Consider the following 12,647-nt stretch of genomic DNA (forward strand, 5'->3'; position numbering starts at 1 on the left):
TGGATCCAGGTCAGATTCCCTCAAGGAGCCCTTCACGGACCGCTGAAAGTCAGACGCGCTTGAAGAGGAGGGCGCGTTTTACTTCCTGGATGGCTTTGGTCACCTGGATGCCGCGCGGGCAGGCGTCGGTGCAGTTGAACGTCGTGCGGCAGCGCCACACGCCTTCACCGTCGTTCAGGATGTCCAGCCGCTCTTCGGCGCCCTCGTCGCGGGAGTCGAAGATGAAGCGGTGGGCGTTCACGATCGCCGCCGGGCCGAAGTACGAGCCGTCGTTCCAGTAGACCGGGCAGGACGACGTGCAGCAGGCGCACAGGATGCACTTGGTGGTGTCGTCGAACCGGTTGCGGTCGGCCTGGGACTGGATCCGCTCGCGGGTCGGCTCGTTGCCGTAGGTGATCAGGTACGGCTTGATCGCCCGGTACGCCTCGAAGAACGGGTCCATGTCGACGTAGAGGTCCTTCAACGTCGTCAGGCCCTTGATCGGGGCGATGGTGATCTCGGTCTTCTTGCCGTTCTTCTCGAGCAGGTCCTTCAGCAGCACCTTGCAGGCCAACCGGTTGATCCCGTTGATCTGCATCGCGTCCGAACCGCACACGCCGTGCGCGCACGAGCGGCGGAAGGAGAACGTGCCGTCGATGTAGTCCTTGACGTAGAACAGCAGGTTCAGCACGCGGTCGGTCGGCTGCGCCGGGACGTCGTAGGACTCCCAGTGCGGCTCCTGGTCGACCTCCGGGTTGAACCGCAGGATCTTCAGCGTGACCTGGATCGGCGTGTGCTCGTCGGACGCCTTGGAGGAAGGCGCTTCAGGGGTGGCCGTCGTCATCAGTACTTCCGCTCCATCGGTTCGTAGCGGGTGAAGGTGACCGGCTTGTAGTCGAGCCGGATGTCGGACGACAGCCCCTCGCCCTGCTTGTAGGCCATGGTGTGCCGCATGAAGTTCGTGTCGTCGCGGTTCGGGTAGTCCTCGCGGGCGTGCCCGCCGCGGGACTCCTTGCGCGCGATCGCGCCGACGACCAGCACCTCGGCCAGCTCCAGCAGGAAGCCCAGCTCGACGGCCTCGAGCAGGTCGGTGTTGTACCGCTTGCCCTTGTCCGCCACGGTGATCCGCTGGTAGCGCTCCTTGAGCGCCTGGATGTCGGTCAGCGCCTGCTTCAGCGTGTCCTCGGTGCGGTACACCGACGCGTGCGAGTCCATCGTCTGCTGCATTTCCTTGCGGATGTCGGCGACGCGCTCGTCGCCGTGCTCCGACAGCAGCAGCTCCAGCTGTTCCTCGACCAGGGTGGTCGGGTTCTCCGGCAGCTCGACGTGGTCGTGCGCCAGCGCGTACTCCGCGGCGGCGATGCCCGCGCGGCGGCCGAACACGTTGATGTCCAGCAGCGAGTTCGTGCCGAGGCGGTTCGAACCGTGCACCGACACGCAGGCGACCTCGCCCGCGGCGTACAGGCCCGGGATGACGTGCTCGTTGTCGCGCAGCGCCTCGCCGTGGATGTTCGTCGGGATGCCGCCCATGACGTAGTGGCACGTCGGGAACACCGGCACCGGCTCCTTGACCGGGTCGACGCCCAGGTAGGTGCGGGAGAACTCGGTGATGTCCGGCAGCTTGGTCTCGAGGACCTCGACCGGCAGGTGGGTCACGTCGAGGACGACGTAGTCCTTGTTCGGCCCGCAGCCGCGGCCCTGCAGCACCTCCTGGACCATCGACCGGGCGACGATGTCGCGCGGCGCGAGGTCCTTGATGGTGGGGGCGTAGCGCTCCATGAACCGCTCGCCGTCGGCGTTGCGGAGGATGCCGCCCTCGCCGCGCACCGCCTCGGAGATCAGGATGCCGAGTCCGGCGAGGCCGGTCGGGTGGAACTGGAAGAACTCCATGTCCTCCAGCGGAAGGCCCTTGCGGAAGATGATGCCGAGGCCGTCGCCGGTGAGGGTGTGCGCGTTCGAGGTGGTCTTGAAGATCTTGCCCGCGCCGCCGGTGGCGAACACGATCGACTTCGCCTGGAACACGTGCAGTTCGCCGGTGGCCAGCTCGTAGGCGACCACGCCGGTGGCGATCGGGTTGCCGTCCTCGCCCTCGGACAGGACCAGGTCGAGCACGTAGAACTCGTTGAAGAACTCGGTGCCGTGCTTGACGCAGTTTTGGTACAGCGTCTGGAGAATCATGTGCCCGGTGCGGTCCGCGGCGTAGCAGGCGCGGCGCACCGCGGCCTTGCCGTGGTCGCGGGTGTGCCCGCCGAACCGGCGCTGGTCGATCTTGCCCTCGGGCGTCCGGTTGAACGGAAGGCCCATCTTCTCCAGGTCGAGGACGGCGTCGATGGCCTCTTTCGCCATGATCTCCGCGGCGTCCTGGTCGACCAGGTAGTCACCGCCCTTGACGGTGTCGAAGGTGTGCCATTCCCAGTTGTCCTCTTCGACGTTCGCCAGCGCGGCGCACATGCCGCCCTGGGCCGCGCCGGTGTGGGACCGGGTCGGGTACAGCTTGGTGAGGACCGCGGTGCGGGCGCGCTGACCGGATTCGATGGCCGCGCGCATGCCGGCGCCGCCCGCGCCGACGATCACCACGTCGTACTTGTGGAACTGCATAGGGAAAGACTCCGCTAGCTAGTGGTGGGTGCGCCTCAGGAGGCAGGCATCTCGGGGTCGAACGTGAAGATCACCATCGTGCCGACGGCCAGGATGAGCACCATCGAGACGTAGAGCAGGATCTTCAGCCAGAACCGGGTGGAGTCCTTGCGCGCGTAGTCGTCGATGATCGTGCGCAGCCCGTTCCCGCCGTGGATCTCGGCGAGCCACAGCATCGCCAGGTCCCAGAACTGCCAGAACGGCGAGGCCCAGCGGCCGGCGACGAAGCCCCAGTTGATGCGGTGCACGCCGCCGTCGAGGATGTTCATGATGAACAGGTGGCCCAGCACCAGGATGATCAGCGCGAGTCCGGAGATGCGCATGAACAGCCAGCTGTAGAGCTCGAAGTTGCTGCGCCGGGCGGACGGCCGCCGCGGCGAGCGCGGCTTGTCGAGGATCAGAGCGTCGGCCATGGGATCAGGCACCCCCGAAAAGCGTCTCGACGGTGCGCTTCAGCATGAAGAACGCACCCGGAACCATCACGACCACCCACACGACGCCGATGACCCAGAGCATCGTCTTCTGGTACTTCGGGCCCTTGGCCCAGAAGTCGACCAGCAGGACGCGCAGCCCGTTGAGCGCGTGGAACAGCACCGCGCCGACAAGGCCGACCTCGAGCAGGTTCACGATCGGCGTCTTGTACGTCTCGATGACCTGGTCGTAGGTGTTCGGCGACACGCGCACGAGCGCGGTGTCGAGCACGTGCACGAACAGGAAGAAAAAGGTCAGCACGCCGGTGATGCGGTGAAGCACCCAGGACCACATGCCGGGGTCGCCCCGGTAGAAGGTTCCCTGCCGGCGTGAGGCACCCGCCCGATCGCTAGCTCCTGCCCCGCTTTCGGTGGCAGTGCTCGCCGTGGTGGACATCGGTGAACGGCCTCCAACGTCATGACTGTCGTGCCCGGGTGACCGGTGAGGTCCGCACCCGCGGCCGGGGTCGGTCCACTGGGGACAACTCCGGCGACGGTGCCGAGATCAGGGGCCATCGAGCGTGGATGCATGGATGCTAGACCCGACCCATACGCGCGGCTCACCTCCGGGTTCCTCTCTGTGACAGACCAGACACCGGTGACCACGGCAGACCACTCGGACGTGTGGTCTGGAGCACGTCTGAGCTGCCGCGAAGGACGCCTTCCGGGACCGGGATTCCCTCGCGGAGTCCTTCCCGGACGGTTCCCGGGCGAAAGCGAGGCCACGGTGCGTGATCGCGGCGGACGGGGCGGGGGCTCTTGATCACGGTCGGCGCCGGATTGGTCGCGGATCGACCCTCCGAGTAAACGTTTGTGTTACGTAGCGTGCCGTTCCTATGGCGGTTACCCGGCGGTTGGGTACGGTCTGCCAGTTGAGCCCGGCGACCGTGACCGGGCCGTTCCTGGATCGTCCGCTGGATCAGCGGGGAGGGAGACACACGTTGCGTCGCATGCGTGGAACCGCGCTGGCCGCCGCGACCATGGCTGGGGTGCTTGCACTGGCCGGGTGCGCGAAGGACACCGGGGGAAGCAACAACAACGCGTCCGGTTCGGACGGCAACGCGGGCTCGAACTGCATCACCGCCCCGAAGCCGCCCGCCGCGCCTGCCGCCGCCACGAGCAGCAGCGCCGCCTCGGGCAAGGTCGACGGCAGCAAGCTCAAGGTCGGCCTGGCCTTCGACGTCGGCGGTCGCGGTGACGCTTCCTTCAACGACGCGGCCGCCGCGGGCACCGACCGGGCGAAGTCCGAACTGGGCGTCCCGACCGTCAACGAGAGCACCGCCAGCGCGAGCGAAAGCGAAGCCGCCAAGCAGCAGCGCCTCGAGCAGATGGCGCAGCAGGGCCTGAACCCGATCGTCGCGGTCGGTTTCGCCTACGCGCAGTCGGTCAAGGCCGTCGCCACGAAGTACCCGAACACGAAGTTCGCGATCGTCGACGACGACTCGATCAACTTGCCGAACGTCACGCCGCTGGTCTTCGCCGAGGAGCAGGGCTCGTTCCTGGCCGGCGTCGCCGCCGCGTACAAGAGCAAGAAGTGCCACGTCGGCTTCGTCGGCGGCGTGAACACCCCGCTGATCCAGAAGTTCGAGGCGGGCTTCCTGCAGGGCGCGAAGGCCGTTTCGAGCAAGATCAAGATCGAGGACGAGTACCTGACGCCCGCCGGCGACTTCTCCGGTTTCCAGGACCCGCCGAAGGGCAACGCGAAGGCCGCCGCCGAGATCTCCCGCGGCGCGGACGTCGTTTACCACGCCGCCGGCGCCTCCGGTAAGGGCGTGTTCGACGCGGCGAAGCAGAACAACGCGCTGGCCATCGGCGTCGACTCCGACCAGTACAACCAGAAGACGGTCGCCGCCGACAAGGACATCATCATCACCTCGATGATCAAGCGTGTCGACGTCGCGGTCTTCGAGTACCTGCAGGCCGTCGCGAAGGGCGACCTGAGCACGGTGCCGAAGCGCTTCGACCTGAAGTCCGACGGGGTCGGCTACTCGACCTCCGGCGGCAAGGTCGACGACATCAAGGACGTGCTGGACGGGTACAAGGCCCAGATCGTCTCCGGCGCCATCAAGGTTTCGGACAAGCCGGCCAAGTAACGCTCACGACGCGGCAGGGCTCGGAAGGATCTTCCTTCCGGGCCCTCACGCGTTTCCGACAGAACGGGATGTCCCCTCCGATGACCGAGATCGAGGCCGAAGCCGTCCCCGACCGGGGCGTGCCGGCCGTCCAGCTGACCGGGATCACCAAGCGGTTCCCCGGCGTCGTCGCGAACTCCGACGTCAACCTCACCGTCGCGGCGGGCGAGGTGCACGCGCTGTGCGGCGAGAACGGCGCGGGCAAGTCGACCCTGATGAAGATCCTGTACGGGATGCAGCAGCCCGACGAGGGCAGCATCGCCATCAACGGCGCCGAGGTGAGACTGCGCAACCCGCAGGACGCCATCCGCGCCGGGATCGGCATGGTGCACCAGCACTTCATGCTCGCCGACAACCTGACCGTCGCGGAAAACGTGTTCCTGGGCGCGGAGGCGCTGCACGGCATCGGCCGCGCGGCGCGGACGCGCTTGGCGGAACTGTCGAAGCGGACCGGGCTGCACGCGAAGCCCGACGCGCTGCTGGAGGAACTCGGCGTCGCCGACCGCCAGCGCGTCGAGATCGTCAAAGTCCTTTACCGCGGCGCGAAAATCATCATCCTCGACGAGCCGACCGCCGTGCTCGTGCCGCAGGAAGTGGACGCGCTGTTCACGACCGTCCGCGAGATGCAGGCCGACGGCTACACGTTCCTCTTCATCTCGCACAAGCTCGACGAGGTGCGCGCGATCGCCGACACGGTCACCGTGATCCGGCGCGGCACCACGGTCGGCACCGCGGATCCGAAGAAGATCACCAGCCGCGAGCTGGCCGAGATGATGGTCGGTTCGGAGCTGCCGAGCCCGGAGACGCGCGAGTCGACGGTGACCGACCGCGAGGTCCTGCAGGTGCGCGAACTGCGGCTGTCCGCCGAAGGTTCCGAGCGCAACGTGCTGGACCACATCTCCTTCACCGTGCACGCGGGCGAGGTGCTCGGCATCGCGGGCGTCGAGGGCAACGGCCAGACCGAACTGGTCGAGACGATCATGGGGATGCGCAAGGCGAGCGGCGGCCACATCGAGCTGACGCCGCCCGACGGCGAGACGCACGACCTGGTCAAGCTGGGCACGCTGGCGCGGCGCGAGGCGGGCATCGGCTACATCGCCGAAGACCGCACGCGGCACAGCCTGCTGCTCACGCAACCGTTGTGGGTCAACCGGATTCTCGGCTACCAGACGCGGGAACCGGTGTCCGGCGGGCAACTGCTCAACATCGCGGGCGCGCGCGAGGACACCGAACGGATCGTGCGCGAGTACGACGTCCGCACGCCCGGCATCGACGTTCCGGCCGCCGCGTTGTCCGGCGGCAACCAGCAGAAGCTGATCGTCGGGCGCGAGCTGTCCGGCAACCCGGTGCTGCTGATCGCTTCGCACCCGACGCGCGGCGTCGACGTCGGTGCGCAGGCGCTGATCTGGGAGCAGATCCGCCAGGCGCGTGCCGACGGCCTCGCCGTGCTGCTGATTTCCGCGGACCTCGACGAGCTGATCGGGCTGTCCGACACCATTCGCGTGATGCTGCGCGGGCGGCTCGTGAGCGAGGCGAACCCGGCCACCGTCACCCCGCAGGAACTCGGTTCCGCCATGACCGGCGCCGAAGAAGGTGAAGACTCATGAGTTCGTGGCGCACGCGGCTGCTGCCGCCTCTGCTCGCGATCGCGTTCGCGGTGATCCTGTCCGCGATCGCGCTCGTCATCTCCGGCGCCGACCCGTTGCAGGCGTACGGGACGATGATCGGCCAGCTGTTCAAGGGCTCCACCGCGGTCGACACGGTGAACCTCGCGACGGTGTACTACCTGTCCGGCCTCGCCGTGGCGATCGGGTTCCAGATGAACCTGTTCAACATCGGCGTCGAGGGCCAGTACCGGTTCGCCGCGGTGGTCGCCGCGATCATCGGCGGGGCACTGCAGTTGCCGCCGGTCATCCACACCATCGTGATCCTGCTGGTGGCCGTGGTTTCCGGCGCGCTGTACGCGACGATCCCGGCGGTGCTCAAGGTGACCCGCGGCGTCAGCGAGGTCATCTCGACGATCATGCTGAACTCGATCGTCGCGGGCATCATCGCGTTCCTGATCAACGCCGACCAGTTCGGCGTGCAGACCGGCAACAACATCGGGACCAGGGTGATCGCGCCGTCCGGCCGGATCCCGGGCATCCCGCTCGGGTCGGGCACGCTGTTCGGGTTCGTGTTCATCGCGATCGTGATCGGCGGCGCGTACTGGTTCATGCTGAACCGCACCCGGTTCGGCTTCGAGCTGAAGGCGAGCGGTGAGTCCGCGACGGCCGCCGCGGCGGGTGGCGTCAGCGCGAAGAAGATGACGCTCATCGCGATGCTGCTGTCGGGCGCGGTGGCCGGTCTGGTCGCCATGCCGGAACTGCTCGGCCGCGACTACAGCTACGGCATCACCGCGACCCAGATGTACGGCTTCACCGGCATCGCGGTCGCGCTGCTGGGCCGCAACCACCCCGGCGGCATCGCGTTCGGCGCGCTGCTGTGGGCGTTCCTGGACACCTCCGCGGTGTCGCTGGAGCAGATCAACGTGTCCAAGGAGATCGCGACGATCATGCAGGGCATCATCGTGCTCTCGGTCGTCGTGGCGTACGAGATCGTGCGCCGGGCCGACCTCGCCGCGGAACAGCGCAGGGTGGGCAGGGCGCTCGCCGGCAACGGCCGCAAGGGCGCCTCGGTCGCGGAAGGCGGTGCGGTGTGACCACCACGACGGAGTTCTCCCGGCCGGGTCCGGAATCCGGGACGCCGATGCCGGTCAAGCGCAAGCGGCCGCGGATCCCCGGCTGGCTGCGCGGCGTGATCTGGGCCGTGGTCGCGATCGCGGTGATGTCGACCGCGTCGTACGCCACCGGCGTTTCGGCGCTGACGTCCAGCAACACCGCGTCGACCGCACTGCGGCTGGCGCTGCCGATCCTGCTGTGTGCGCTGGGCGGGTTGTGGGCCGAGCGCGTGGGCGTGATCAACATCGGCCTCGAAGGCATGATGATCCTCGGCACCTGGGGCGCGGCCTGGGGTGCGTATTACGGCGGCGCGTGGGTCGGCCTGCTGGCCGCGATCGCGTTCGGCGCACTGGGCGGGCTGCTGCACGCGGTGGCGACGGTGACGTTCAACGTCAACCACATCGTTTCCGGTGTCGCGATCAACCTGCTCGGGCTCGGGGTCGCGAAGTATCTGGCGAACCTGATTTTCGAGCCGCTGTCGGGAAACCCGCGCCAGTCGCCGCCGGTGCCGAAGTTCGACACCTATTCCGCGGCCGGATTGTCGGACTGGCTGGGTTCGCTGGAAGACCAGCAGCGCGTCGGATTGTCTGACGTCGCGGGCATTCTGCGCGGGCTGGTGACCGGGGTCGCGCCGCTGACCATGCTCGCGATCGTGCTGATCCCGGTGAGCTACTGGATTCTCTGGCGCACGCGGTTCGGCCTTCGGCTGCGTTCGTGCGGCGAGAACCCGGTCGCGGCTGAGTCGCTCGGCGTGAACGTGTACCGCTACAAGTACGTCGGCGTGCTGATCTCCGGCGGGTTCGCGGGCATGGGCGGTGCGTCGCTGGTGCTGCTCAAGGGCGGCGCGGACTACCTGGAGAACCAGACCAACGGCCGCGGGTACATCGGTCTGGCCGCGATGATTTTCGGCAACTGGCGACCGGGCGGTCTGCTCGGCGGCGCCGCGCTGTTCGGGTACTCCGACGGTCTGCAGCTCGCCGGCGGCGGCGACGCGGTGCTGGCGTTGCTGTACGGCGCGGTGATTCTGCTGGCGATCATCGTGATCGTGCAGCTGATCCGGAAGCGCTGGCTCGCGGCCGCGCTCGGCGTCGTCGGTGCTGGGATTCTGTACGCGATCTACTGGACCAACGACACTCTCCCGAGCGACTTGATCCCGTACACCGCGCACTTCGTGACGCTGATCGTGCTAGCTGTTGCGTCGCAACGACTTCGGCCGCCCAAGGCGGACGGCGCGCAGTATCGACGAGGTGAGGGCGACTGATGTCCGAAGTGGACTGGGAAGCTCTGCGGGCGGCGGCGGTTTCGGCTGCTTCGCACGCTTACGCGCCTTATTCGGGACTGCACGTCGGCGTCGCGGCCATTGTGGATGATGGTCGGCAGGTGACCGGCTGCAACGTCGAAAACGCTTCGTACGGCTTGGGTTTGTGCGCTGAGTGCACAATGGCCGGACAATTGCGACTGTCCGGCGGCGGTCGTTTGGTCGCGGTCGCTTGCCGCAGTGGCTCGGGTGAGCTGTTGATGCCTTGTGGACGGTGCCGCCAGATTCTGTTCGAACTCGGCGGATCCTCTTGCCTGGTCGACACTCCGCGCGGGGTGCTGCCGATGTCGGAGGTGCTGCCGGACGCGTTCGGTCCGGAGGACCTGCCGTGACTTTCACCGCGGTAGACGTCATCCGGACCAAGCGCGACGGCGGACGGCTGAGCGACGAACAGATCGACTGGGTCGTCGACGCGTACACCCGCGGAGCGGTCGCGGAAGAGCAGATGGCCGCGCTGGCCATGGCGATTTTCTTGCGTGGCATGGACGACGGCGAGATCGCGCGCTGGACCGGCGCGATGATCGACTCGGGCTCGCGGCTGTCGCTGGACGTCGCGCGCCCGACCGTGGACAAGCACTCGACCGGCGGGGTCGGCGACAAGATCACCTTGCCGCTGGCTCCGCTGGTCGCCGCGTGCGGTGCCGCGGTGCCGCAGCTGTCCGGCCGCGGGCTCGGGCACACCGGCGGGACGCTGGACAAACTGGAGTCGATTCCCGGCTGGCGGGCGGCGTTGTCTTTGGACGAGATCGCGGCGCAGCTGAACTCGGTCGGCGCGGTGGTCTGCGCGGCGACCGAGGGCTTGGCTCCGGCGGACAAGAAGCTGTACGCGCTGCGGGATGTCACGTCGACGGTCGAGTCGGTGCCGTTGATCGCCAGCTCGATCATGAGCAAGAAGATCGCCGAGGGCGCTTCGGGGCTGGTGCTGGACGTGAAGGCTGGGTCCGGGGCGTTCATGAAGACCGTGCCGGAGGCGCAGCTGCTGGCGCGGACGCTCGTGGACATCGGCACGGCGCACGGGGTGGCTTGCACGGCGTTGATCACCGACATGAGCACGCCGCTCGGCCGAGCGGTCGGCAATGCGGTCGAGGTCGCCGAGGCAGTCGAGGTTCTGCGCGGCGGCGGCCCGGCTGACGTGGTCTCGCTGACGGTGGCACTGGCTCGGGAAATGCTTGCTTTGGCGGGGATTTCCGTGGATCCGGCCGAGGTGCTGGCGTCCGGGGAGGCTTACGAGGTGTGGGCTCGGATGATCACCGCCCAGGGCGGGGATCCTTCGGCTGCCTTGCCGCGGCCTTCTACGGTGCGCATCGTCCCGGCACCTGCTTCGGGGGTGCTGACTTCGCTGGACGCCTACGCCGTGGGTGTCGCGGCTTGGCGGCTTGGAGCTGGCCGGGCACGAAAGGAAGACCCGGTGCAGGCCGCGGCGGGGATCTTGTGCCACGCGAAGCCGGGTGACGAGGTGGTGGAGGGGGAGCCGTTGCTGGAACTGCACACGGACACCCCGGACGCGATCCCGGCGGCCCTGGCCGCGCTGGAAGGCGGGTTCGAGGTGGGAGCGGAGGCTCCTGCTGAGCGGGGGATCGTGCTGGAGACGGTTCGGCCCTGAGGGTTTGCTTTCTCGTGGTTCCTGATCGACGGGCTGCGGTCGCCGGGCGTGGCCCATCGATCGCCCGCAGAGGGTGCCGACCGGCAGTCCCGGCGTGCTCGTCGGTCTGGATCAAGGGACGGGCGAGCAGCACGCGGTTGTCTTGGACTCGGGCGGGAAGCGGCTGCATGCCGGGCCGCTCCCAACAGCGAACCGGAGCTATGGACGCTGTCGCGCACGGACCGCATCAGTAGCCCTAAACGCCGGGATTGCCGAGACTCACGCTCCCCGTAGGGGCGCGGACACAGTCTGCCGCGCCGGGCGACAGCCTGAAAGATCGTGCTCCAGCAAAGTAAACAGGTCGCCGCCGAGACTCGATGAGCACCCTTTGCCGCGCTCATCTGCCTTGCCCGACGGCGCTGCGACCTCTACGCCATGCTCCGCAACGGCGCCCACTGCCAGCACTCGGAACCAGGTCCAGCCACCGCGGCTTGACAGCCGTACAGCGACATCCTCTAGAGGGCGGGCTCGGTCGCGGCTAGTGACACTGAAACGACGAAGCCCCCGTCCAGAACTCTGGACGGGGGCTTCGGTCACTCAAGCTCAGTCAGTCGACTCGTCCGAGTCGCCGCCAGCCTTTGCCTTCGCGTCGGCGGCCTTGGGCGACCGGCCGTTGCGCGAGCTGCGGCGCGGCTGGCGCGGGGCGGGCGGCGGCGGGGCGATCTGCTGCACCGCCGGTCCGCCGCCGAGCATCAGCTCCGCGAACGTCGCCATCGCTTCGTCCAGCTGGCCGCCGATGCGGCGCACCGATTCGTCGTTGCTGCGGCGCACCAGCGAGTCGACCGCGTCGGTGTCCGGCTGCTTCGACAGCGTGCCTTCGACCTTCGACAGGCCGCTGCGGACCGAGCCGTCCAGGTCGCCGATGCGGCCGGTGACGTCGTCCTCGACCTTGTCGATGCGGCTGGACAGGTCGTCGAGACGCTGGGTGATCGTTTCGAGCTTCGTGCCCACCGAGTCGAGGCGTGCGGCCGGGTCGATCATCTCGCCGGTGTCGGAGACGGCGCTCTTCAGCGCGTCGGTCGCGGCGCCGATACGTTCCTTCGTCGCGCGGTCCAGTTCGTCGACGCGCGAGCGCAGTTCCTGGTCCGTGGTCTCGATCCGCTCGCGCAGCGACGTCTCGGCCATCTCGATCCGGTCGCGGATCGGGCCCTGCGTGGCCTGCGGCAGCGACTCCAGCTTGGCGTCCTGCTTGTCCAGGTGCCCGCCCAGCTCGTCGAGCCTGCGGTGGATGTTCTGCAGCTTGTCCTCGAGCCCGTCCATCCGGCCCGCGACGCCCTCGAACCGCGCCGCCACGCCGTCGAGGCGGCCGTCGAGCTGGGCGAAGGGCTTCGCCAGCTTGTCGACGATGCTCTCCACCGCGTGCGTGAGCGCGGCGATCGCGTTGTCCTGCGACTCCAGCCGCGTCATCGCCTCGTCGAGGCGCTCCGCCAGCACCCCGACCTCGGTCCGGTCCGGCAGTTCCGACAGCCGCTTGCGCACCGCGCCGAGGGAGTCCACCGGGGCGAGCCGGGCGTAGATGTCGTCGAGCGCGTCGAAGATCTGCTGCTGCTCGCTCTCACGAACCTCGGCCGCGCGCACCAGCATGTTGCGCATCCGGTCGAACGACGGAGCGGCAATGTGGTTGTCAGTGGTCACTGCGGTGTCCTTCGTCGGCGGGGAAAAATGGAAGGGACTGACCCGAGCTTATCGATGAAGAAAATTGCTGTGCGTATGGCCCCCGGGGAACGCGGATAACGACCGTGCCACCCG

11 protein-coding genes are annotated in these 12,647 nt (G+C 68.0%); 6 read left to right on the forward strand and 5 right to left on the reverse strand.

Annotated features, from left to right (window positions below; translation table 11 throughout):
• Nucleotides 1-49 precede the first annotated feature (49 nt).
• Genes EIZ44_RS29055 through sdhC form a run of 4 tightly spaced genes read right to left on the reverse strand, consistent with a single transcriptional unit; the run spans nt 50 to nt 3,483 of the window.
• Nucleotides 50-823 (reverse strand): succinate dehydrogenase iron-sulfur subunit, encoded by a 774-nt coding sequence (locus EIZ44_RS29055; RefSeq protein ID WP_037816151.1) that lies wholly within the window; start codon nt 821-823, stop codon nt 50-52.
• Nucleotides 823-2,577, reverse strand: a complete 1,755-nt coding sequence (sdhA, locus tag EIZ44_RS29060) for a succinate dehydrogenase flavoprotein subunit (RefSeq protein WP_037816150.1) — start codon at nt 2,575-2,577, stop codon at nt 823-825. The genes EIZ44_RS29055 and sdhA overlap by 1 nt, the downstream gene beginning before the upstream one ends.
• Before the next feature lie 35 nt (nt 2,578-2,612).
• Nucleotides 2,613-3,029, reverse strand: a complete 417-nt coding sequence (locus EIZ44_RS29065) for a succinate dehydrogenase hydrophobic membrane anchor subunit (RefSeq protein ID WP_037816149.1) — start codon at nt 3,027-3,029, stop codon at nt 2,613-2,615.
• Between the two features lie 4 nt (nt 3,030-3,033).
• Nucleotides 3,034-3,483: a succinate dehydrogenase, cytochrome b556 subunit gene (sdhC, locus tag EIZ44_RS29070; RefSeq protein WP_078870582.1), complete on the reverse strand. Its 450-nt coding sequence runs from the start codon at nt 3,481-3,483 to the stop codon at nt 3,034-3,036.
• Nucleotides 3,484-4,036: 553 nt separating this feature from the next.
• Here sdhC and EIZ44_RS29075 point away from each other — a divergent pair.
• From EIZ44_RS29075 to EIZ44_RS29100, 6 genes are all read left to right on the forward strand, one after another.
• Nucleotides 4,037-5,179 (forward strand): BMP family lipoprotein, encoded by a 1,143-nt coding sequence (locus EIZ44_RS29075; protein ID WP_037816147.1) that lies wholly within the window; start codon nt 4,037-4,039, stop codon nt 5,177-5,179.
• Between the two features lie 80 nt (nt 5,180-5,259).
• Nucleotides 5,260-6,825, forward strand: a complete 1,566-nt coding sequence (locus EIZ44_RS29080) for an ABC transporter ATP-binding protein (RefSeq protein ID WP_037816145.1) — start codon at nt 5,260-5,262, stop codon at nt 6,823-6,825.
• Nucleotides 6,822-7,919 (forward strand): ABC transporter permease, encoded by a 1,098-nt coding sequence (locus EIZ44_RS29085; RefSeq protein WP_037816144.1) that lies wholly within the window; start codon nt 6,822-6,824, stop codon nt 7,917-7,919. The genes EIZ44_RS29080 and EIZ44_RS29085 overlap by 4 nt, the downstream gene beginning before the upstream one ends.
• A gap of 47 nt (nt 7,920-7,966) precedes the next feature.
• A complete protein-coding gene (locus EIZ44_RS29090; protein WP_134732591.1) occupies nt 7,967-9,199 on the forward strand; it encodes an ABC transporter permease in 1,233 nt (410 codons plus the stop codon).
• The gene (locus EIZ44_RS29095) at nt 9,199-9,588 is read left to right on the forward strand and encodes a cytidine deaminase (RefSeq protein ID WP_134732499.1); all 390 of its coding nucleotides are present in this window, start codon (nt 9,199-9,201) and stop codon (nt 9,586-9,588) included. Before EIZ44_RS29090 ends, EIZ44_RS29095 begins: the two co-directional genes overlap by 1 nt.
• Complete coding sequence (locus tag EIZ44_RS29100; RefSeq protein ID WP_134732501.1) at nt 9,585-10,859, forward strand: thymidine phosphorylase; 1,275 nt, start codon at nt 9,585-9,587, stop codon at nt 10,857-10,859. The genes EIZ44_RS29095 and EIZ44_RS29100 overlap by 4 nt, the downstream gene beginning before the upstream one ends.
• A gap of 582 nt (nt 10,860-11,441) precedes the next feature.
• Here EIZ44_RS29100 and EIZ44_RS29105 read toward each other — a convergent pair.
• A complete protein-coding gene (locus tag EIZ44_RS29105; protein WP_037816138.1) occupies nt 11,442-12,533 on the reverse strand; it encodes a coiled-coil domain-containing protein in 1,092 nt (363 codons plus the stop codon).
• Nucleotides 12,534-12,647: the final 114 nt, after the last annotated feature.

The organism is Amycolatopsis nivea (assembly GCF_004522235.1).
GTDB lineage: Bacteria > Actinomycetota > Actinomycetes > Mycobacteriales > Pseudonocardiaceae > Amycolatopsis > Amycolatopsis nivea.